This window comes from Caulobacter sp. GW456-12-1-14-TSB4 (assembly GCF_059424195.1).
In genome coordinates, this window is sequence record NZ_JBWKZF010000007.1 from 147,990 (window position 1) to 169,612 (window position 21,623).

Annotated in this window: 19 protein-coding genes; 5 read left to right on the forward strand and 14 right to left on the reverse strand. The window is 68.6% G+C overall.

The genetic code is table 11. The annotated features are described in order from the left end of the window. Positions 1-15: 15 nt before the first annotated feature. The 5 genes from AC07YH_RS09035 to AC07YH_RS09055 all read right to left on the reverse strand — a co-directional run bounded on the left by AC07YH_RS09035 (position 16) and on the right by AC07YH_RS09055 (position 6,796). Positions 16-933, reverse strand: a complete 918-nt coding sequence (locus tag AC07YH_RS09035; RefSeq protein ID WP_494746672.1) for a TauD/TfdA dioxygenase family protein — start codon at positions 931-933, stop codon at positions 16-18. 36 nt (positions 934-969) lie between these two features. Beyond that, a complete protein-coding gene (locus AC07YH_RS09040) occupies positions 970-2,364 on the reverse strand; it encodes an MFS transporter (protein ID WP_494746673.1) in 1,395 nt (464 codons plus the stop codon). 14 nt (positions 2,365-2,378) lie between these two features. Next, positions 2,379-3,731: an LLM class flavin-dependent oxidoreductase gene (locus tag AC07YH_RS09045; RefSeq protein WP_494746674.1), complete on the reverse strand. Its 1,353-nt coding sequence runs from the start codon at positions 3,729-3,731 to the stop codon at positions 2,379-2,381. 11 nt (positions 3,732-3,742) lie between these two features. After that, positions 3,743-6,109, reverse strand: coding sequence for a TonB-dependent receptor (locus AC07YH_RS09050; RefSeq protein ID WP_494746675.1), 2,367 nt, complete (start codon positions 6,107-6,109; stop codon positions 3,743-3,745). Positions 6,110-6,307: 198 nt separating this feature from the next. Beyond that, positions 6,308-6,796, reverse strand: coding sequence for a hypothetical protein (locus AC07YH_RS09055; protein WP_494746676.1), 489 nt, complete (start codon positions 6,794-6,796; stop codon positions 6,308-6,310). Positions 6,797-6,978: 182 nt separating this feature from the next. On the opposite strand from AC07YH_RS09055, the gene AC07YH_RS09060 reads away from it, so the two are divergent. Next, on the forward strand, positions 6,979-7,512 hold the full coding sequence (locus AC07YH_RS09060) for a helix-turn-helix transcriptional regulator (RefSeq protein WP_494746677.1): 534 nt from the start codon (positions 6,979-6,981) through the stop codon (positions 7,510-7,512). Positions 7,513-7,629: 117 nt separating this feature from the next. Continuing rightward, entirely contained in the window at positions 7,630-8,589 is a 960-nt protein-coding gene (locus tag AC07YH_RS09065) for a proline iminopeptidase-family hydrolase (protein ID WP_494746678.1), read from the forward strand. Positions 8,590-8,609: 20 nt separating this feature from the next. On the opposite strand, the gene AC07YH_RS09070 is transcribed toward AC07YH_RS09065, so the two are convergent. Further along, positions 8,610-9,254: a response regulator transcription factor gene (locus AC07YH_RS09070; RefSeq protein ID WP_494746679.1), complete on the reverse strand. Its 645-nt coding sequence runs from the start codon at positions 9,252-9,254 to the stop codon at positions 8,610-8,612. After that, the gene (locus AC07YH_RS09075) at positions 9,238-10,458 is read right to left on the reverse strand and encodes a sensor histidine kinase (RefSeq protein WP_494746680.1); all 1,221 of its coding nucleotides are present in this window, start codon (positions 10,456-10,458) and stop codon (positions 9,238-9,240) included. Before AC07YH_RS09075 ends, AC07YH_RS09070 begins: the two co-directional genes overlap by 17 nt. A gap of 236 nt (positions 10,459-10,694) precedes the next feature. Here AC07YH_RS09075 and AC07YH_RS09080 point away from each other — a divergent pair, with 236 nt between their 5' ends. Next, positions 10,695-11,282 (forward strand): winged helix-turn-helix domain-containing protein, encoded by a 588-nt coding sequence (locus AC07YH_RS09080; RefSeq protein ID WP_494746681.1) that lies wholly within the window; start codon positions 10,695-10,697, stop codon positions 11,280-11,282. Positions 11,283-11,315: 33 nt separating this feature from the next. On the opposite strand, the gene AC07YH_RS09085 is transcribed toward AC07YH_RS09080, so the two are convergent. Both AC07YH_RS09085 and AC07YH_RS09090 read right to left on the reverse strand, forming a co-directional pair. Next, positions 11,316-12,290 carry an alpha/beta fold hydrolase gene (locus AC07YH_RS09085; protein WP_494746682.1) on the reverse strand — a complete coding sequence of 325 codons (975 nt, stop codon included), beginning with the start codon at positions 12,288-12,290 and terminating at the stop codon, positions 11,316-11,318. A gap of 80 nt (positions 12,291-12,370) precedes the next feature. Further along, a complete protein-coding gene (locus AC07YH_RS09090) occupies positions 12,371-13,129 on the reverse strand; it encodes an alpha/beta hydrolase (RefSeq protein ID WP_494746683.1) in 759 nt (252 codons plus the stop codon). A 312-nt stretch (positions 13,130-13,441) separates the two neighbouring features. On the opposite strand from AC07YH_RS09090, the gene AC07YH_RS09095 reads away from it, so the two are divergent. Beyond that, complete coding sequence (locus AC07YH_RS09095; RefSeq protein ID WP_494746684.1) at positions 13,442-14,122, forward strand: isochorismatase family protein; 681 nt, start codon at positions 13,442-13,444, stop codon at positions 14,120-14,122. Here AC07YH_RS09095 and AC07YH_RS09100 read toward each other — a convergent pair. The 4 genes from AC07YH_RS09100 to AC07YH_RS09115 form a co-directional block, all read right to left on the reverse strand. Then, positions 14,119-14,898: a DUF6454 family protein gene (locus tag AC07YH_RS09100; RefSeq protein ID WP_494746685.1), complete on the reverse strand. Its 780-nt coding sequence runs from the start codon at positions 14,896-14,898 to the stop codon at positions 14,119-14,121. The genes AC07YH_RS09095 and AC07YH_RS09100 overlap by 4 nt on opposite strands. Positions 14,899-14,956: 58 nt before the next feature. Beyond that, positions 14,957-17,812: a TonB-dependent receptor gene (locus tag AC07YH_RS09105; protein WP_494746686.1), complete on the reverse strand. Its 2,856-nt coding sequence runs from the start codon at positions 17,810-17,812 to the stop codon at positions 14,957-14,959. An 83-nt stretch (positions 17,813-17,895) separates the two neighbouring features. Then, positions 17,896-18,855, reverse strand: a complete 960-nt coding sequence (locus AC07YH_RS09110) for a DUF4880 domain-containing protein (protein WP_494746687.1) — start codon at positions 18,853-18,855, stop codon at positions 17,896-17,898. 66 nt (positions 18,856-18,921) lie between these two features. Further along, positions 18,922-19,512, reverse strand: a complete 591-nt coding sequence (locus AC07YH_RS09115; RefSeq protein ID WP_494746688.1) for an RNA polymerase sigma factor — start codon at positions 19,510-19,512, stop codon at positions 18,922-18,924. Positions 19,513-19,674: 162 nt separating this feature from the next. On the opposite strand from AC07YH_RS09115, the gene AC07YH_RS09120 reads away from it, so the two are divergent. Then, positions 19,675-20,550, forward strand: coding sequence for an alpha/beta fold hydrolase (locus tag AC07YH_RS09120; protein ID WP_494746689.1), 876 nt, complete (start codon positions 19,675-19,677; stop codon positions 20,548-20,550). On the opposite strand, the gene AC07YH_RS09125 is transcribed toward AC07YH_RS09120, so the two are convergent. Next, complete coding sequence (locus AC07YH_RS09125; RefSeq protein ID WP_494746690.1) at positions 20,538-21,623, reverse strand: glycosyltransferase; 1,086 nt, start codon at positions 21,621-21,623, stop codon at positions 20,538-20,540. The genes AC07YH_RS09120 and AC07YH_RS09125 overlap by 13 nt on opposite strands.

Sequence of the window (21,623 nt, forward strand, 5' to 3'; positions counted from 1 at the left end):
CCCGATCGTGCGGCCTTAAGCCTGGACTGGCGTGATCAGGCGGCTGGAGCGGCCGTCGATCGAGACCGGCGTGTCGCCGGCCAGGGTCACGCGGCGCATGACCCGGCGCTGGTCGCCATAGTCGTCGACCGCGTAATGCTGGGTGGCGCGGTTGTCCCAGATGGCCACGTCGCCCTCGCGCCAGCGCCAGCGGACGGTGTTTTCGAGCTTGATGACCTGTTCCTGCAGGCTGTCGAACAGGCGGCGGCTGTCGGCGGTCGACAGGCCCTTCAGCGCCTTGACGAAGTGGCCCAGGATCAGGACGCGCTCGCCGGTCTCGGGGTGGACGCGCACCAGCGGATGCTCGGTTTCGTAGACGGTGGCGGCGAACACGGCGCGGTACTTCTCCAGCGCCTCGTTGCTGACGTCCGGCCGGCTGGCGGCGTAGTCGTAGGCGTTGGTGTGGACCGCCCACAGGCCGTCTGCCAGGGTCTTCAGCGGCTCGGGCAGGCGGTTATAGGCCTCGGCCGTATTGGCCCAGACGGTGTCGCCGCCGTATTCGGGCGAGACGACGGCCCGCAGGATCGAGGCCTTGGGATAGGCCGGCACGAAGGTGACGTCGGTGTGCCAGCTGTTGGCGCGGCCGCCGTGCTCGGAGTTCAGCTCAAGCAGGTACTTGGTGCCCTCGCGGACCGGCACGGTCGGGTGGGCCTGCGGCTCGCCCAGGCGCTGGGCGAAGGCCTCTTGTCCTTGGTCGTCGAGGTGGTGCTGGTCGCGGAAGAACAGCACCTTGTGGCGCAGCAGGGCTTTCTCGATCGCCTGCAGGGTGTTGTCCGGCAGGTCGGCCGAGAGGTTCACGCCGGCGACTTCGGCGCCGATGCGGCCGCCGACGCGGCGGATGTCCAGGCCAAGGTCGGTATCGATATTCAGGGGCAGGTGTCCGTCGGCGCTCATGGGAAGGTCCTTTGCGGTTGAGCGGAGGTGAAGGGGTTATTCGGCGGCGAGAGGCGCGGCCAGGCTGTCCGAGCGGGCGTCCAGCGCCGTGCGGATTTCGCTGTGACGGGCCTCGTCGAGATCGAAGCCGGCCAGCAGCAGGGCCGAGAAGGCGTGGGCGATGGCCGGGCCCAGGGCGAAGACCAGCTTCAGCGACAGCAGGGCTTCGGGCGTGTTGACGACGCCGGGCTTGAAGCCGAGGAAGCCGACCAGGGGCAGGGCGACGCCGACGGCCACGGCGGTGGCGGCCTTGCTGGTCAGGCTGAAGATCGAGAACAGCAGGCCGGTGCGGTCCTCGCCGGTTTCCAGTCGCTGCTTGTCGGCGACGTCGGAGACCATGGCGCGGAGCATCAGGTTGCCCGAACCCTGGGCCAGGCCCTGGGCGATGGTCAGGCTCAGCAGCAGCGGCAGGGCGCCGGGGGCGACGAAGAGGAGGCCCAGATTGATGGCCACCTGGGTCAGCTCGCCGGCGATGGCGGTGCGGTGCTTGCCCAGGCGATAGCCGATGGCCAGCCAGATCGGTCCGGCGAACACCCCGAACACGAACTGCAGCAGGAAGAGGCCGGCGGCCAGATCGGGGCGGCCGACATAGGCCGAGACGAAGAACACGAACAGCGAGCTGCGGGTCAGCTGGGCCAGGGTGACGGCGAAGTCCGAGGCCAGCACCTTGACCAGCAGGCGGTCGCGCAGCACGGCCAGGATGGCGGCGCGGGATGGCTTCGCATCGGCCGAGCGCGGCGGACTGGCGGGCTCGGGCACGAAGGCCAGGGCGGCCAGGATGGACGGGATCAGGGTCAGCAGGATGAAGCCGCCCATGGTCGCCACCTTCTGGGCCCCGTCGGCCGGCGCGCCGTCGCGGGCCCCGATGCGGTCGAGCAGCGCCGGCAGGATCAGCACCAGCAGCAGGCCCAGCGCCGTGGTGACGTGGAAGAAGGTCTGGACCTTGCTGCGCGCGTGGTACTGACCGGAGATCTCGCCGGCCCAGGCCGAGACCGGAATCTGCACGGCGGCCCAGGCCAGGTAGAAGGCCGTCAGCCAGCTGGCCAGCCAGGCCGCGCCGGGCTTGGTCACTCCAAACAGATGCGGCAGGAAGATCGCCGCCGTGGCCAAGACCAGCAGCGGCGTGCCGGCGGCGATCCAGGGCTTGCGACGGCCGAAACGCGTGCGGGTCCGGTCCGACAGCGCCCCGATCACCGGATCGGTGATCGCGCCCCAGACCTGGGTCAGCATGAAGATCGCCCCGACCGTGGTCAGGCCCAGGCCCAGCTCCTGGGCGTAGTAGGGCGGCAGGTAGACGGCCAGCGGCAGGCCGGCGCCGGCCAGCGGGATGGCCAGGCTGGCGAAGATCGACAGGCGCAGCCAGCTGGGGTTGGAAGGGGCGGCTTCGGACATGAGGGTTCCTCTGCTCAGGACGCTTGCAGGGCGGGGGCGGGCGTTGGCGCGGGACGGCGGACCGGGCGCTTGAGGCCCAGGTGCTCGCGCAGCGTCGAACCCTCGTAGGCCTCGCGGAACAGGCCGCGGCGGCGCAGCTCGGGGATGACCAGGCGGTTGAAGGCGGTGAGGCCGTCCGGCAGGGTCGGCGGCAGGATGTTGAAGCCGTCGGCGGCCCCGGCCTCGAACCAGGCCTGCAGCCGGTCGGCGACCTGGATCGCGTCGCCGACCACCACGTGGTGACCGCGCGCGGCGGCGGCCCGGCCGACTAACTGGCGCAAGGTCAGGCCCTCGCGGCGGGAGAGATCGACGAACAGCTTCTGGCGGCTCTGCCAGCCCTCGGTGGGCGGCAGTTCGGGCAGGGGCTCATCGAGCGGGAACTTCGACAGATCGGCGCCGGCCATGGCCGAGAGCAGGCCAAGCCCGAGGCGAGGATCGACCAGCGCCTGGAGTTGGTCGTACTGCGCTTGGGCCTCAGCTTCCGTCTCGGCGACGAACGGCATGACGCCGGGCATGACCAGGATCTCGTCCGGCCGCCGTCCGAAGCCGGCCGCCTGGGCTTTCAGGCCGTAGGCAAAGGCCAGAGCCTCCTCCAGGGTCTGCTGGGCGGTGAACACCACCTCGGCGGTCATGGCCGCCAGGGCCTGGCCTGCGCCCGACGAGCCGGCCTGGACGATGACCGGCCAGCCCTGCACCGGCCGCGCCGATTGCAACGGCCCCTGGACCGAGAAGTAGCGGCCGACATGGTCCAGCGTCCGGACCTTGGCTGGGTCGAAGGCGCGCTGACCGGCTTGATCGAAGACGAAGGCGTCGTCGTCCCAGCTGTCCCACAGGCCCTTGACGACCTCGACATATTCCTCGGCCTGGGCGTAGCGCTCGGCGTGGGCGATCTGGTGCTCGAGGCCGAAGTTGCGGGCCTCGGCGTCGCTGCCGGAGGTGACGAGGTTCCAGCCCGCTCGGCCGCCGCTGATGTGGTCCAGCGAGGCGAACTTCCGCGCCAGGTGATAGGGCGGCAGGTAGGTGGCCGAGACCGTGGCGATCAGGCCGATCCGCGAGGTCAGCGGCGCCAGGGCCGACAGCAGGCTGAGCGGCTCGAAATAGTACGGGTTGGGCGCGACGTCCGAGCCCGCGCCGCCGGCCAGGCCGACATTGTCGGCGAAGAACACCGCGTCGAACCCGGCCGCCTCGGCCGACAGGGTCAGGCGCTTGTAGTGCTCGAAGTCGTGCAGGTCGGCGGGGTTGACCCCCGGCGCGCGCCAGGCGGCCAGGTGGTGGCCGACCCCCATCAGGAAGGCGCCGAGGCGGATCTGGCGTGGGTTGCTGCTCATCGCCCGGCTCCTCAGAACGGCTTGGCGGCGAGGGTGACGCCGACGGTGCGAGGCTCGCCGAGGATGGCGATATACGGGGTGACGGCCGAGGCGGCGCCGAAGGCCGCGGCGTAGCGCTTGTCGAACAGGTTGCGGGCCCACACCGTCACCGACAGCTGGTCGTCCTGGGTGCGGAAACCGAGACCCGCATTGGTCAGGCCGTAGCCGTCCTGGCGTCCGTACGACGACAGCGGATGCAGATAGGTGCGGCTCTTCCAGGCCTCGTTGGCGTAGGCGAAGGTCGTCCAGCCGTTGGCCAGCGGCTGCTCCCAGCGGGCGCTGACCTGGCCGGTCCAGTTGGGCGCTTGCGGGACCTGCTTGCCCGACAGGTCGACCGCGACCGGCGCGCCGGGATAGGTCAGCTCGGGCGGCGGCGGGGCGTTGCGGTACGAGGCGTAGATCGACTCGCCCCAGGCGGTGCTGAACGACAGGTTCAGGGTCGAGGTGACCTGGGCCGCGCCCTCGACCTCGATGCCCTTCAGCCGCACCTTGCCGACATTGGCCAGATAGGAGCGGACCGTGGTGGCGGTCGGGTCGCTGAGCGTGGCCTGATAGCCGGTGATGGTGTTGCGGTAGAGGTTGGCGTTCAGCGTCGCCCGGCCGCCCCACCACGTGGTCTTCAGGCCCAGCTCGTAGTCGGTCGACTTCTCCGGACCGATGATGATCGCGTCGCCCGGCTTGGCGCCGAGGTTGGCCGCGCCGGACTTCTCGCCGTACGAAACGCTGCCATAGGCCAGGATGTCGTCGGTGATCTTGTAGGAGGGGTTGATCAGCCAGGAGACCGAACCGCCCTTGTGCTCGCCGGTCACGGTGAACGGCGCGCCGGTGACGGCCGCGCGGTAGACGGCGAAGGGGGCGAGGGCGCCGGTCAGCGGCGCGCCGCCCAGGGCGAAGGACGTGTTGGACGCCTCGCGCTTCTCGTGGGTGTAGCGCGCGCCGGCGGTCAGGGCGGCCTTGTCGCTGAGATGCCAAGTCCCCTGGCCGAACACGGCGGCGCTGGAGGTGTCGGACAGGCCGCGTTGGTCGGTCTCCAGGCCGTCCAGGATCACGCCGGGCAGGGCGGGCGACAGGAAGAAGGCCGAGGCTCCGCTGTAGAACAGGGTGCGGAAGTTGCTGCTGACCTTCTGCTTCAGCAGGAAGATCCCGGTCTGCCAGTCCACCGCCCCGCCAGTCGGCGAGGCCAGGCGCAGTTCCTGCGAGTACTGGTCGACATCGACGTCGTAGCCGGCGCGGAAGATCGGGAAAGGCGTGCCGTCGCTGTCGTTGTAGGGGCGGAAGTACAGGCGTCGCCAGGCGCTGATCGAGGTCAGCTGGTAGTCGCCGATCTTGAAATCGGCCTGGTTGGAGACGCCGTCGGTGCGCGACACCAGCCGTTCCTGGGTGTCCACATTGGCGTCCTCGATGTCGTAGGACGGGGTGTAGCCGAAGGCCGTGGCCAGCTTGCGCGCCCAGCCGTTGCGCGGCGCGCCGTTGGCGTAGGTCAGCGGGTCGGCGATGGCCGGGTAGTAGTTGTTGTACTCCTGGGTGTCGTAGTGCTCGACGATCAGGCGGTCGGTGAAGACCGAATTGGGCGTGAACAGCAGCTGGCCGCGCGCCGCCCAGCGGTGGTTGTCCAGATAGTCCTTGCCGTCGTGCTTGTTCTTGATCCAGCCGCCGCCGGTGTCGCCGTACAGCGTCAGGCGCGCGGCCAGCTTGCCCTCGATCAGCGGGCCCGAGACGTTGGCGCGCAGCTGGTAGCGGTCGCGGTTGGCGACCGTGGCGCTGATCGTCGCTTCCGGCGTGAAGGACGGGGCCTTGGTCGTGACGATCAGGGCGCCCAGGGTGGTGTTCTTGCCCAGCAGCGTGCCCTGCGGACCGCGCGCCAGCTCGATGTGATCGAGGTCGACGAAGTCCAGCCACGAGAAGCCCGGGTGGGTGAAGAACACGCCGTCGACGATCAGCCCGACCCCGGCCTCGGAGCCGTCGCTGTTGGCGTTGCCGCCGACGCCTCGGATGGTCAGGGTCGAGACGCGGGTGTTCTGCTGCAGGGCGTTGAAACCGGCGATTTTGGCGGCGTAGTCGGCCACGCGATCCAGCCGCTCGGTCTTCAGGACCTGGCCCGAGACCGCCGAGATCGTGATCGGAGTGTCCTGCAGCTTCTCTTCGCGACGGCGGGCGGTGATCAGCACCTGCTCGACGGCCGCGCCGTCGGCGGCGTCGGTGACAGCGTCGGCGGCGGCCGGCGCGGCCACGACCGGCGCGGACGCGGCGTCGTTGGCGGAGGCGGGCAGGGCCAGCCCCAGCGCCGCGGCGGCGGTCAGCAAGGGCAGGAGCGAGTGACTAGGACGAATGGCCGACATGAGATCCCCGACATCGGGCCGATCGGCGTCTCCGCGTTCGGCCTCTAAAACCTATTTCATGGATAGGCTTTGATGTGCCGGGCCGGCAAATCCGTAAAACTGGTGTGGGTAAGCGTAATTTCTAAAGTCCGACCTGAAATGGGTCGGTGAGCGAGAGCATATGGGAAATCTATCCGCGCCTGACGTCGGATCGGTTGTTCAAGCGTGGCTGATGAAGTCGCCGATCATGGTCATGCGGCGCTCGTATCGATCGACAGCGGTCGATATCTGGTCGGCGAAGTCTTTCAGATATTCGGCTTCCCAGCCGTCGCTCCGCACGCGGATGCGGCCGAATTCGTCCTCGACCAGCAGGCCGTCGCGACACAGGACGGCCATCTTGCGTCGGACCGTCTCGCGCGGCAGGCCCGTGCCCTCGGCCACCGCGCGGCGGCTAACCCAGCCCCGGACCTCGTCGGCCACCACCGGCGCGGCGCTCCAGGCGCGGGCCTGTTCGGGGTCCAGCAGGAACGGCTGCATCGACTGCTGGGTCACGTAGAGCAGGATCCAGATCGACTCCGCGTCCAGCGCCAACGCCTTGGAATAGGTCCGCAGCAGGTCCAGCATCAGCACCGAGCCGCAGAACAGCACCGGCCGCACGGAGGCGGGCAGGGCGCTGTCGGCGGGCGCGGTCGGATCGGGCGAGGCCATGCCGACAGAAAGCGCGCCGACACCCCGTCAGTGCAATCCAGATTGAATTGGTAGGAAAATAGATTCTCTATGGGCCCGAGCCGCCCACACGCCGAACTTGACGGCGCTTTACGCCACTTAACGCCACGATCGGGCGCGGCTCTCCTAGTCTGCTGGGCAACTCACCAAGACGGAGACGGCCCATGCACCAGTCCCAGAAGATAGCGGCGGAGGGCTTCATGCTCACGCCGGCGAACGCGCCGGACCTGGCGGTGTTCATGCCCTCGGCGCGCGATTTCGACGAGCTGAGCGCGGATGTCTTTGGCCTCGGCGTTGGTCTCGGACTGGGCCTGGGGCGGCGCGCGGAAGGTGCGCGGGAAGGGCGCTGGGAAGGCTTGCTGCCCTGGCAGGCCAAGCGCGTGCGCGACTATGTCGACGCGGACCTGCACGACCACGTGTCGCTGAGCGTCGCGGCCGGCCATGCAAGGCTCAGCCCCGGCTATTTCTCGCGGCGCTTCCGGCGGTCGTTCGGCGTCACCTTCTCCAAGTTCGTGGCCGCCCGGCGCATAGAGCGCGCGCAGGACCTGATGCTGGCCGATACGCGCAAGCTGAGTGACATCGCCCTGGTCTGCGGCTTCGCCGACCAATCGCACTTCACGCGCACCTTCAGCAATCTGATCGGCTGCTCGCCCGCGCGCTGGCGGCGTCAGGCGTCGGCGACCCGCGTCCTGCAGTAAGGGCGCGCGCGTGGAAACGCTGAGTTTCCGTTCGCTTACTCGTGGCCGTCATCGGCGCGGGCTAGACCGCTGCCCCGGCGTGGGCAGCCTTTTTAGTAAATCTCAGGAGTATCGACCATGACCATCAGCAGCTGGACCCGCCGCGGCGCTTTGCAATCAGGCCTTGGCGCGGCGCTCGCCGCCTCGGCCAGCGCGACCTTCGCCGCCGCGCCTCAGTCCGAAGGCTATGCCACGGTCCCGGGCGGCAAGGTCTATTGGCGCAAGTTCGGCGCGGGCGGCAAGACGCCGTTGCTGACGCTGCACGGCGGGCCCGGCTCGTCGCACAACTACCTGCTGCCGCTGCAGGCCCTGGCCGACGAGCGCCCGGTGATCTTCTACGACCAGCTGGGCTGCGGCAAAGCCGACGCGCCGGAGGACGACAGCGTCTACACGATCCAGCGCTCGGTCGAGGAGCTGGAAGCCGTCCGCGCCGCCTTGGGGCTGGACCGCGTCGTGCTGCTGGGCCACTCGTGGGGCGCGCTGCTGGCCGTCGAGTATCTGTGCCAAGGGCGGGGCCAGGGCGTGGAGCGCCTGATCCTCAGCGGCGCCATGGCCAGCATCCCGCAGGCCATGGCCGGGTTCGAGCGCCTGTTCGCCACCATGCCGGATGGCTGGGGCGTCAAGATCCATGCGCTTGAAAAAGCCGGCAAGACGGGCGCGCCGGAATATGCCGAGCTGGTCCAGAAGTTCTACGACACCTTCGTGCTGCGCGTGCCGCCCAGCCCCGAAGTGCTGGCGGCCTTCGAGTCGCTAGGCAAGTCGCCGGCCTATCGCGTGCTCAACGGTCCCAACGAGTTCACGATCGTCGGCAAGATCAAGGACTGGGATCGCCGCAAGGACCTCAAGGCCATCATCCAGAAGACCCTGATCACCACCGGCGAGTTCGACGAGGTCACCCTCGATTGCCACGAGACCCTGCGCGACGGCATCGCCGGCCCCACGCGCCTGGCGGTGATGACCGGGTGTTCGCACCTGACCATGAACGAGAAGCCCGCGCAGTATAACGCCCTGCTGCGCGGTTTCATGAACGAGGCCTGAGGCCTCGCGCGGGTCCGGCCTTAGAGGTCCGGGCCCGCGTCGACCTTGGCGAGACGGTCGGCCATGCGCACGAGGTCTGGCAGCGACGCGGCCTCCATCTTCTTCATGACCTGGCTGCGGTGCAGCTTGACGGTCGCTTCGGTGATGGCGGCGCGGTCGGCGATCTGCTTGTTCAGCAAGCCGGTCGCCACCAGGGCGAAGACCTGCCGCTCGCGCTCGGACAGCGTCTCGTAGCGCTCACGAAGAGCCTGATCGCGCGTGGCGTCGGCGCGGCGCTGCTGGTCGGCGGCCAAGGCCTTGTTGACCGCTTCGAGCAAATCCTGTTCGCGCACCGGCTTGGGCAATACGTCGATGGCGCCGGCCTTCATCGCCCGGACCGCCATCTGCACATCGACATGGCCGCTGATCAGCACGACCGACTGGTTCGCGCCGCTGCGGGCCAGGGCCTCCTGGAACTCCAGGCCGCTGCGGCCGGGCAGGCGGATGTCCAGGACGATGCAGCCCGCGCGGGCGAGCGACCCGGCGTCCAGGAACGCCTGTACCGATCCGTAGAGCTCGGTCGCCAGCCCCACCGATTGGAAGAGCCCGCCGAGCGCCTCGCGGATGCTTTCGTCGTCATCGACGACGGCGACGATGGCCTGACCGTCCTTAGAGACTGGAGACATCGGCGCCGGTTCCTTCCGCCAGGGGCAGGGTGAAGCTGAAGACGCTGCCGCGCGTCCCGTTGTTGGCCGCCCAGATCCGGCCGCCATGGGCCTCGATGATCGAGCGGCAGATGGACAGGCCCATGCCGATGCCCTCGGCCTTGGTGCTGAAGAAGGCCTCGAACAGGCGATCGGGATCGTCGATCCCCAGGCCCGGTCCGGTGTCGGTCACGCTGACGATCGCTTCGCCGTCGCGGGCCTGGACGCGCACCGTCAGGCGTCGCGCGCCGGCGTCCACGCCGGCCATCGCCTCGACCGCGTTCATGATCAGGTTCAGGACGACCTGCTGCAGCTGGGTGCTGTCGCCCTGGATGGCGATGGCCTCGCCCAGATGGGCCTTGGCGACGACGCCGTGGCGCTGGAACTCGCCTCGCAGCAGGTCGAGCACCACCGGGATGACCTGGTCCAGGGCCAGTCGGTCCAGGCGCGGCGCGGACTTGCGAGCCAGGTTGCGCAGGCTGGTGATGATGTCGCCCGCCCGGTGGCCGTCCCGCACGATGCGTTCGAGGGCCTGGCGCGCCATGGGGATGTCCGGCGTGTCGCCGTTCAGCCAGCGCAGGCTAGCCCCGGCGTTGGTGACCACCGCCATCAGCGGCTGGTTGACCTCGTGCGCGATCGACACCGCCAGTTCGCCCATGGTCGTCATGCGCGTCACGTGGGCCAGCTCGTTCTGGCTCTGACGCAAGTCCTCTTCGGCCCGCTTGCGGTTCTCGATGTCGACATTGATGCCGAACCACTGAGTGAGCTTGCCGTCGCCGTCGAAGAACGGGCTGACCCGCCACAGGAACCACCGGTACTGGCCATCGGCCCGACGTATGCGCGTCTCGGACTCGCCGGGTTTGCCGGACTGTAGGATGCCGACCCAGGTCGCCATCACGTGGTCGCGATCTTCCGGGTGGAGATAGTTCATGAAGCCGTAGCCGACGATCTCTTCGAGCGTGGCGCCCGCATAGTCGATGAAGCTCTGGCTCCAGTAGGTGATGCTGCCTTGCGCGTCGGCGCGCCAGGTCAGGCCGGGGATCGAGTCGACGATTTGTTGGAGTTGCCGCTCGCTTTCGCGCAGCGCCGCCTCACTGTCGCGCAGGGCGTCGACCATGTGCTGCAGCCGGCGCTCGTTGTCGCGGTGTTCCAGGGTCTGATCTTTCGGCTGTCTGAGTGATTTCAAGCTAACGCGGCCCAGGCGCGGCTGCCACCTCACGAAGGTCTAGCGGCGTTCGACGATAGGCTAGTCGGACCCTGAGAAACGGGCGCGAGGAGCCGGGCCCGCGCAGGGCGCGAAGTCCGGCTAGACGAAGGTCAGGCGCCACGCGTCTTGCGGGGATCGCAGCGCGACCATGGATGAATTGAAGCCCTCCGACGCACCCCGCCATACCTCTCGAACCCAATCAGAGGAGGGTGCTCATGACCCACGCCGTCACCTACGCCTTCGGAGAGTTCGTGTTCATCCCGCGCCGTCAGCTGCTGCTGAAGAACGGTCAGGCCGTTCGCATCGGGTGCCGGGCCCTGGATCTGCTGGCCGCCTTCGTCCAGCGTCCGGGCGAGGTGCTCAGCAAGCAGGAATTGCTGGAAGAGGCCTGGCCCACCACGACGGTGGTCGAGGGCAATCTCAAGGTTCATATCGCCGCCCTGCGCCGTGCGCTCGACGACGATGCGGAGTCGGCCAGGTACATCGCCACCGTGACCGGCCGAGGCTATCGGTTCATCGCGCCCGTCCAGATGGGTGAGGCGTCCACGGCCCTGCCGCCGCTGCCGGTCGGCGAGGTTCAGCCGGGTCCGTTGGAAGGGCGTCTTCAAGATCTGGTCACGCTGTTGACCCAGGCGATGCGTTCGGCGGTCATCGATCTGCCCAGCGAGGCCGGCGTCGGGGCTGCAGCGTCGCGCCGGGTCCTGTGCATCGAGCTGACCGCGCGGGACGAGGCCTGGATCGAGGGCGTGTTCGCCCAGTCCCTACACATCCAACCTCAACGCATGATGTCCGCGACGCACTGAGCGTCGCGGACACTAGAGGCGTAGACGTAAAGCCTACTTGGCGACCTTGCGATCCAGGAAGTCGCGGATCAGCGGCGCTATCTCATTCAGGCGATCCTCCAGCGCGAAGTGACCGCTATCGAGGATGTGGATCTCGGCCTTCGGCAGATCGCGCAGATACGGATGAGCGCCTTCCTCGGGGAAGATCTTGTCGTTCTTGCCCCAGACGATCAGGGTCGGCGGCTGGTTGTCGCGGAAGAACTTCTGGAAGTCCGGATAGAACGGCACGTTCGAGCCATAGTCGCCCAGCATGTCCAGCTGCACGTCGCGGTTGCCCGGACGGTCCAGCAGCGCCTGGTCGTGGACCCAGTTGTCGGGGCTGATGCGGCCCACATCGCCCATGCCGTCGGTGTACTGGAACTTGGTGATGTCCAGCGTGACCAGGCCGTTCAGGGCGTCGCGGTTCTTCTGCGAACGATCCTTCCAGTAGACCTTGATCGGATCCCAGAACGGCGACTGCAGGCCTTCGTTATAGGCGTTGCCGTTCTGGACGATCAGGCCGCTGACCCGCTCGGGATGCTTCAGCGCCAGCCGGTAGCCGATCGGGGCACCGTAATCCATCACGTACATCGTGTAGCGCTTGGCGCCGATCTGGGTGACCAGCTTGTCGATGATGTCGGCCTGGTTGGCGAAGGTGTAGGCGAACTTGGCGTGGTCCGGCGCGTCGCTCTGGCCGTAGCCCGGATAGTCCGGCGCGATGACGCGGTACTTGTCGGCCAGCAGCGGGATCAGGTTGCGGAACATGTGCGACGAGGTCGGGAAGCCGTGCAGCAGCAGCACGACCGGACCATCGGCGGGGCCAGCCTCGCGGTAGAACACCTTCACGCCATCGACGGTGGCAGTCTTGTAGTGGATGACCGGCGGCGCGGGGCGCGTGGCGGCGGCCTTCGGGGCCGGTGCGGCCAGGGCTTGCGGCGCGGCGGCCAGGACGATGGCGGCCAGGGCCACGGACGTGAGCAGTCTAGTCATGGGTATTTCCTATGGTTTTCGGGGAGGGGAAGGGGTCTCGCCACGACGGGATGCGTGACGAGATCGTCAGGCGGGCCGGCCTACTTGCTGGCGTCGGCCGCCATCGCGATGAAGTCGGCGACAGCGCCGGGCTTGGACAGCATGACCGCATGGCTGCTCTGCATCTCGACCAGCTTGGCCTTGGCTCGTGTCGCCATGGCGCGCTGGGCGGTCGGCGGGATCATCAGGTCCTGCGTCGTCAGCAGGTAGTAGCTGGGCTTGGCCTTCCAGGCCGGCGCGGTGATCTTGGCCCCGACGGCGCCGAGGCCCCACGGAACCTGGGAGGCGGCCATGAAGTGGGTGGTGGCCGCATCGACATCGGCCGCGAAGGCCGCCGGGAACTTGGCCGGATCGACCTGGAGGAAGCCGTCCTTGGGCGGCAGCAGGGGCGCGGACGGCTCGCCGGGAACCGGCGTGCTGGCCAGTTGCAGGACGGACTCGCCGGCGTCGGGCGCGAAGGCGGCCAGATAGACCAGGCTCTTGACCTTGGGATCGCCGCCGGCCTCGGTGATCACCGCGCCGCCGTAGGAGTGACCGACCAGGATGACCGGATGCCGGGCCTGGGTGATGGCTTCCCGGGTGGCGGTGGCGTCGCCTTCCAGCGTGATGGTCGGGTTCTGGACGACGAGGACCTCGAAGCCCTTCTTCGACAGCAGCTCGTAGACCGGACGCCAGCCCGAGGCGTCGACGAAGGCGCCGTGCACCAGGACGATGGACACCGGCTTCTCGGCGGCGAGGGCCGCGCCGACCGGCGCGGTGGCGGCAAGAGCCGCGATCATTCCAACTACGGCGCGCTTCATGTCTGTTCTCCAAGGGATGGCCGAGCCCGGGGTGGGCGCTGACCAAAGGAATAGTCCCTCGGAGAATTTCGTGGGGTTATGTCTGGTAAAGCGCGGTCAAGGTCGCCGGCTGACTCTTCTTATCGATGAAAATCGCCAACGATCGCGAATGAACTTCAAGACAAGATGCGAGATCATTGGACAAGACTGGGTGTCGTGTTCTGGAATTTACCGGGATTTACTGGCTTGCGTGGCGCGGGTGGTGAACTGTCCATTTGCACGGAGCGCTCACCTGGGCGCCGAACGGTGCAAGGCAAATTCAAGGAAAATCCGATGACGACGTCGCCGAACCCGAAATCGAGCGTCCTGCCCACCGGTGGCGGCGCGGCCCTGATCGATCCCGCCGATGCGGTGATCCTGCTGCTGGATCACCAAGCGGGCCTGTTCCAGACCGTGAAGGACATCGCGGTGGCGGATCTGCGGCGCAATGTCGAGATGGTCGCTCGGCTGGCGACGCTGCAGAACATCCCGGTGATCACCACCGCCTCGGAGCCGAACGGTTCGAACGGTCCGTTGATGCCGGAAATCCACGAACAGGCGCCCCACGCCGTCTATGTGCCGCGCAAGGGCGAGGTGAACGCCTGGGACAATGGCGACTTCGTCGCCCAGGTCGAGGCCACGGGCCGCAGGACCCTGATCATGGCCGGCGTGTGGACCAGCGTCTGCGTGATGTTCCCGGCCCTGGACGCGGTGGCGGCCGGCTACGAGGTCTATGCGGTGGTCGACGCCTCGGGCGATCCCAGCGAGATGGCCTCGCGCACCAGTCTCGCGCGCTTCGTGCAGGGCGGGGTCAAGCCGACCTCGACCAATGCGCTGCTCAGCGAGCTGCATCGCACCTGGGCGCGGCCGGAAGCCGCCGAACTGGCCAAGCTCTACGGCCTGGCGGCGCCGAACTACGCCGCGGTGATGGAAAGCTTCCAGAAGGCCCAGGCCGTGGCCCGGGCCAACGTCTAGCGGCTGGTCAGCTTAAATCGGAACATCCGGCTGGGGCCGTCTTCCGGCACGAGATAGAGGTCGTTGCCCTTCAGGGCCATGCCTTCCTCCGTGTAGCGGACGCCCCGGTCGGTAGCGCCGGCCTTGCGGCTGTCGACCCGCTTCATCGAGGGCCAGGCGAACCAGTCGACCGCGCCGGCCTTGGGGCCCAGCGCGCCGGACCCGACCAGGCGGCCGCGCTCGAACTTGATGTCCTGATAGCGGGTCGGGGAGGGGTTGTTGATCACCCGAACCTGCCGCCCTTGCCGGTCGAACACGTAGAGCAACCGGCTGTCCCAGTTGCCGGCGACCAGGCCGCGTCCCGACACGGCTACGCAGCCCAGATGATCGGCGACCGAAATCTTCCGGCGGATGGTCAGGGTGTGCTTGTCGATCTCGACCAGGACGGCCGAGCTATTGGCCTTGTACTCCGCCACCGGCACCCAGATCGTGCCGCCATGCATGGCCATGCCGCCGGGGTGGTAGCGGACGCCGTCGGTGATCTCGAGCCGGCGCTGGAACTTGCCGCTGCGCCGATCGAACTGGTGGATGTAGCCCTTGTGCTCGCGGGTATCGACGGACGTGACCCAGATGTGCTGGGCGTCCAGGTCCATGCCCTGTACATGGAACAGCTCACCCTCGAGCGGCAGCACATCGACGAGCCGAGCGCGCTCGATCGCGGTGACGGGCTGGGCCACGGCCGCGCCGGTCAGGAGCATGAGGGCTGCCGTCGCAGCCAGGACGCGGTCTCGGATCATCAGGTCTTCCAGGCAAAAAGGCGGGGCCAGCGCGAGCCGGCCCCGTAGTCGTCGGGGATCAGAAGGTGGTCAACTGGAAACCCAGCCAGACCGTGCGGCCGTTGTTCTTGATCTGGTAGGCCGGGCCGTAGTTGGTCACGCCGTAGCGGTCGGTGATGTCCTGATCGAGCAGGTTGCGGCCCTCGACCATGACCCGCAGGTTGCGGCTGACCTGCCAGCTGGCCTGCAGGTCCAGCAGGGAGTCGTACTTGGTGCGCCGGTCGTTGGCCGGGTTGTAGCTGAGGCTCGGGACCGACGACTGTTCCTGCAGGTAGAGGTTCGCCGCGAACGGACCCTTGTTGTAGGCCAGCGAGGCGTTGAAGAAGTGCCTCGGCGCGGCGTCGACCAAGCGGGTGTCGCTGGGCGGCGTGCCGCCGCCGCCGTTGATCGCCGTGACCTGGTAGACGAGATAGTCGTACGACAGGGTCAGGCCCAGATTGCCGAAGCGCGACGGGATCCAGGGCAGCTGCGGATCGGACCACACCGCCTCCAGGCCGCGGACCTTGCCGTAGACTTTCTTGCCGTTCACCTCGCGGACGTTGCTGGTGTAGGTGATCACCTCGCGGATGCCGTCCGGGCCGACCGACTGGCTGCTGCTGCTGGCCGAGATGTCGCGCAGATCCTTGGCGAAGCCGCCGAACGAGAGATAGGCGCTCTTGCCGTAGTAGTACTCGGCCGAGACGTCGAAATTGGTCGAGCGGATCGGCATCAGATAGGGGTTGCTGTAGCTGATCGAACGCGTGACCGGCACGTCGTAGCTGGTGATCAGGCGGCGCGAGGCGCTGTTGATCGCCGGCCGCTCCAGCGTCTTGGTGAAGGCGCCGCGCAGCTTCAGGTTCGAGGTCACGTCGTACGAGCCGTAGGCGCTGGGCAGCACGTGCCAGTAGTTCTGCTCGTAGTGGCCCTGGATATACTTGCCCACGGTGTCGGGCTCGTACTGGTCCAGCTCGCGATGGGTGTGGGCGGCGCGGACGCCGGCTGACAGGCGGGCGCGGTCCCAGCCATACGAGACGATGCCGTAGCCGAGGCCGATCGTCTCGCCGCCGTTGAAGTTCTGGCCATAGCTGTCGGCGGGGTCGGCCGCGTACAGGCGGTTGGCGTCCGGCGAGGGCGTTCCGCGCGTGTTCACCAGGTTCAGGAAGGTGTCCAGGTTCCAGTCCACGGGCTGGAACAGGGTCAAGCTCGACGCGCTCGTGGCTTCCGACAACAGCACGCCGCTGGTCGGCAGCACGCGGGCGTAGCCGCGCTGGACGTTGCTGCGGTCCAGCGTCTTCAGCTGGGCGCCGGCCTTGAAGCCCAGGCCCTTGTCGGCCAGGTCCATGTTGTGGGCGTAGTCGATGCGGGCGAAGTAGTTCTGGTCGCGGCTCAGCGTGTCGCCGACCGTGACCTTCGAGTTCAGCCGATAGTTGGCGGGATTGCCCGTCAGGGCGCTGGAACCGGGCGTCAGGGTCAGCGCGTCATGGTCGGTCGTGTAGCCGACCGGCGTGGTCAGGGCGCCGGACGCCAGCACGAAGCCGCTGGTGGCGATCGAGCCGGACAGCACGCGGTTGTAGGTCACGCCCAGGCGGACCGACAGGCTGTCCTTGTCGCTGATCGCGTAGTCGCCGCCCAGCTGGATGATGTGGTCCATCAGCTTGGGATGGCCGGCGTTGAAGCCGTAGGTCGACGAGCCGGCGTTGAACTGGCCGGCATTGGCCGTCGGGTTGCTGACGCCGGCGGCCGAGACGGTCACCGTCGAGGTGCGCTGCTCGGTGCGGAAGTCGTGCTCCAGATAGAAGTATTCGCCGAACAGCGACAGCGCCTCGCTCGGCTTGTAGTCCAGGCGCGCCATGGCCGAGACCCGCTGGCTGGCGCTGTAGGTCTCGCCCTTGGTCAAGGCGCCGTTGGGGACCTGGATACCGTTGATCGCGCTGAAGCTGGCGACCGAGACGGCGTCCTGGCGCGAACCCAGGCGGTCGAGGCTGGCGCCCAGGGCCAGGCCCCACTTGCCGCCCTGGTCCAGGCCGCCTTTCCAGGAACCGGCCAGGCGCACTGGCCGGCGGGTGTCCATGACGCCGTCGTCGCGGTTGTTGGCGCCGACATAGGCGCGGAAGTCGGCGACGTGCTGGCCGTTGTTGTCCAGGCCGCTGATCGTGGTCAGAGCGACGTGGGCGGAGTTGGCGTTCTCGTCCAGGTCCGGCGTCACGGTCGAGGTGACCGTCACGTTCTTGATGAAGTTGGCCGACAGCAGCTCGGTCGAGGTGGCGCGCGAGCCGTTGACGTAGTCGGTCAGCAGCACCCCGTCGATCGACTGCGAGGCGGCGGCGTTGTTCAGGCCCCGGATCTGGACGTAGCGGTTCTCGCCGCTCTGGGTCTCGTTGCGGCGCACGCCCGGCAGGCGCGCCAGCACGTCCGAGACGTCGAGGTTGGGCAGGCGCTGGATCTCCAGCTGGGTGATGGTGTTGACCACCGTGTCGCTGTTGCGCTTCAGGTCGCCGGCGCGCGGGCCGCTGGTGACGATGATCTCCTCCAGGGCCGTGGCCGCGTCACTGGCGAGCCGAGCGTCATCCCGAGCGGGCCCGGCCTGCAGCATGATCATCTTGCCGTCATCGCCGACGATGCTGAGGCTGGAGCCGGCGATCAGCTGGGTCAGGGCCGCGCGCGGCTCCATCGTCCCACGAACGGCCGGCGAGCGGCGGCCGGCGGCCGCTTCGCCGGGGAAGAAGATCTGCACGCCGGCCTGGCGCGCGAACTGGTTCAGCGCCTCGCCCATCGGCTGGGCCTTGATGTCGAAGGCGCGTTCGGCGGCGACGCTGACGGCGGGCGCCATCACGATCGCGGACGTGACAAAGAGCGCCGCGAAAAGCGGCGTGCGTGCGTGAGCACCACGGTTCATGGCTTTGAAATCCTCTGGCCAGGCGCTCGTCGCGCCCCCTCATCTCCAAGGATGATCGGCGGCGGGAACGCCTCCAAATCGGCTCAAGAAATTTTTCGCGACAGCAGCATGGCTTGCTGCGACGGCGTCACGCGGACGTTCATCGTGGCTTCCAGCGCGCGCAGGAAGGCGCTGGGATCGTCGGCCACGAAGCGTCCGCCGACGCGCAGGCCGCCGAGCTGCGGATCGGCCAGGACGATCTTGCGCGTCAGGTGGCGATTATATTCCTCGACGGCGCTCGACAGGGGCTCGTCGACGAACAGGATTTCGCCGCTGCGCCAGGCCAGGGTCGCGGCGACATCCTGCTCGGACAGCGGCCGCGCCAGGGGACGCTCGGGTGTCAGGGCCAGGGCGACGGGGCCGTGCACGGGCGAGCCGTCCGCGCTGGCCGTGACACCCTCGGCGCTGGCCTCGCCCTTGAGGACGACGAGATCCAGCAGGCCCTCGCGCAGGCGGGCGTTGTAACGGCCCGGACCCAAGTTCGCGCCGACGGGCCCGCCCTTGAGCTGGACGCGCGGTCCGCTGGCCACGATGTCCAAGGCGATCTCGCCGCGTTCGAGCCATAGGCGCAGGCCGTCATGGCCGGATTTCCACGATACGGCGCTGTCGGTGTTCAGCGTCAGCGCGCCGGTGTCGGCCAAGTCCACGCGGCGCATGCCGCCCACCGGGGTCGAGGCGCGATCGCGGGCGTTGACCTTGCCGGCGACCAGCGCGCCGCCGCCCAGCGCGAAGAGGGCCAGGCCCGCCGCGATGGCGCCCCGGCGTGTGGGGGCGGCCTTGCGCGAGCGAACCACGGCGGGCGCCTCGGCGCCGTCCGAGGCGGCGCGTCGGGCGGCGTCGGAGACGCGGATGAAGGCCAGGGCGTGACGAGGATCCTCGGCGCGCCAGCGCTCGAAGGCCTCTTCGTCCAGGGTTCCAAGATCGGCGCGGGCAAGCCACTGCGCGGCCGCGCGCAGCACCGGATCGTCTCCGGAGTCTCCAGATGCACGCTGCTTGCCGATCACGCCCAGGGTCGCCCTTTCATCCGCCTATCTTAGGAAGATGGTTGGGCGCGCGAACCCCACCACATTTTATGAGCGCTTCAGCGATTTATTTTGCCCACGGCTTTTGTCGAACTGCGCGGGGCGCTCATCGACCGATACGGCGGGCGTAGCGGCCAGGGCCTTGGCGACCAGGTAGTGGGCGCGCACCAGGCGCTTTTCCAGGGTCGAGGGACTGACGCCCAGCTGCTTGGCGACCTCGCGCGGGGAGCGTTCCTCGATGCGTCGCATGACGAAGACGCTACGACAGCGCTCGGGCAGGCTCTTGAGGGCGGCGTCCAGGCGGGCCAGCTGTTCGCGGCCGGACACCACGCGGAAGGCGTCGGGGCTTTCGTCGACGACGTCGAAATCCTCGGCCTGGGTCATCTGCTCGAAGCGGGCGATCTTGGCGCGGCGCAGTTTCTCGAAGGCCAGGTTGCGCATCATCCGGAGCAGATAGGGATGCGGCGCGTCGATCTGGGCCCAGGCCTCGACGGTCAGCAGGCGCGTGAAGGCTTCCTGCACCAGGTCCCGGGCCGCGTCCGGGTCGTTCACCAGCCGGCGCGCCGAGGCCAGCAGCATCGGCTCGAGCGGCAGGATCTGATCCATGAACCATTGGTCGATGGGGCGAAGGTGCGACAAGGCTTGGCCGTCCTGCATCGGGTCGGCCGTCGCTAGGCGTGATCGATGTCAGGCGCGTGACAGTTCCACGATATTCGGGCGGGCTACGACGCTTGACCGCGCTTTACTGTCGCCAGGACCGCGCGCGGGGCAGGGTGCTAAGCCTCAAAGCAGGAGCCCCCGATGTCGCGAGAATATGTCAGTCCCCAGGTCGTCCTGCGCCGCGCCGAGGTCGGTGAGGTCTCGGTCTTCTATCGCGAGGCGGGGGATCGCGGACGGCCGACGATCCTGCTGCTGCACGGCTTCCCGACCTCGTCGCACCAGTTCCGCGACCTGATCCCGCGCCTGGCCGACCGCTATCACGTGATCGCGCCCGACCTCCCGGGCTTTGGCTTCACGACCGCGCCGGAGGACTTCGACTACAGCTTTGCCCGGCTGGCCGAGACCATGGCCGCCTTCACCGACGCCATCGGGCTGGCGCGCTACGCGATCTACATCTTCGACTACGGCGCGCCGGTCGGCCTGCGGCTGGCCCTGGCCCGGCCGGACGCGATCACCGCCATCGTCTCGCAGAATGGCAACGCCTACGAGGAGGGGATGAGCGGCGGCTGGGCGCCGACCCGCGCCTACTGGGCCGATCCGTCGCCCGCCCATCGTGAGACGATGCGCGGCATGCTGACCCTGGAGACCACGCGCTGGCAGTACACGCACGGCGCGCCGGATGAGACCCAGGTGGCGCCGGAGACCTACTGGCTGGACTACGCCCTGATGTCACGGCCGGGAAACGACGACATCCAGCTGGGCCTGATCGCGGACTACGCCAGCAACGTCGCGCTCTATCCGCGCATCCACCAGTACTTCCGCGACCGCCGGCCGCCGCTGCTGGCCGTCTGGGGCAGGAACGATCCGTTCTTCCTGCCGGCGGGGGCGGAAGCCTTCCGCCGTGACCTGCCCGAGGCGGAGGTGCATTTCCTGGACGCCGGCCACTTCGCCCTGGAGACGCACGCGGGCGAGATCGCCGGCCACATGCGAGACTTCCTGGGGCGTCACCTGGGCTGACGAAGGCCCTGGAACAGGTCCAGATAGGCGGTCGCGACCGGCGTGACCCGATAGGCTGAGACGGCGTCGGCCAGCGCTTCGGGATCGGGGGCGTCGCCCTCAAGTTCGGCCTGGAGCGCCGAGGCCAGGCCGTCGATATCGCCCGGCTTGACGGCGCGGCCGTGCGCCGGGGTCCAGAGCAGGTCCCGGATCGCGGGCGTGCAGGCGGTGGCGACCACGGGGCGGCCTCGGCCCAGAGCCTCGACGATGACCGCGCCGAAGCCTTCGTGCCAGGAACTCAGCAGCAGCAGGCGCGCGCGGTCGAGCCAGGGCCCGATGTCCGGTGCGTAGCCGACGAACTCGACGCGATCGCGGACGCCGAGGTTCTCGGCCAGCGCTTCCAGTTCGGCCCGCAGGGGGCCATCGCCGACGAAGGCCAGGCGCGCTTGCGGGTCCGAGACCTTGGCGAAGGCCTTCAGGGCGACGTCATAGCCCTTCTCCGGCGCCAGGCGGCCGGCGGCGACGATCAGCTTGCCGCTGGCCGCGCCGTTCGGCCGGACATCGTCCTCAAGCGCGGGCAGGGGGATGGCGCTGGCGATGCGGCGGCCCAGCAGCCGGTCGGCCTCGGGGATGGTCTGCGGCGACAGCGTCACCAGGGCGTCGGCGTCCCGCAGCCGGCGGCGCGCGCCAGTCTCGAACGTCCACTGCTTGAAGCCGCTGCGGCCGTGCTTGAAGATCGGCGAACTGACCTGGGCGACGATGACCGGCCGCTCGGCGCCCAGACGCTGGGCCACGGACCGGCTGATCGACCAGTGGAAGTTGCCCGGCACGAACAGGACGTCGGCGGGCTGGCGGCGCAGGTGCTCGGCCACGGCCTGGCCTAGGCGCAGCCGCGAACCGAAGCCGCGCGGAATGGGCGGAACGCACTCGACCAGTTCGACAGCTGGCGACACCAAGCTGGCCTGCGCGCCGGTCGCCGCGCCGCAGAGCAGGGTGACCTCGTGGCCGGCCTTGGCCCAGGCCTCGGTCAGGCGCAGGGCGACGCGCTCGGTGCCGCCCAGCGGCAGATCGTGCAGGACGACGAGGATCTTCAC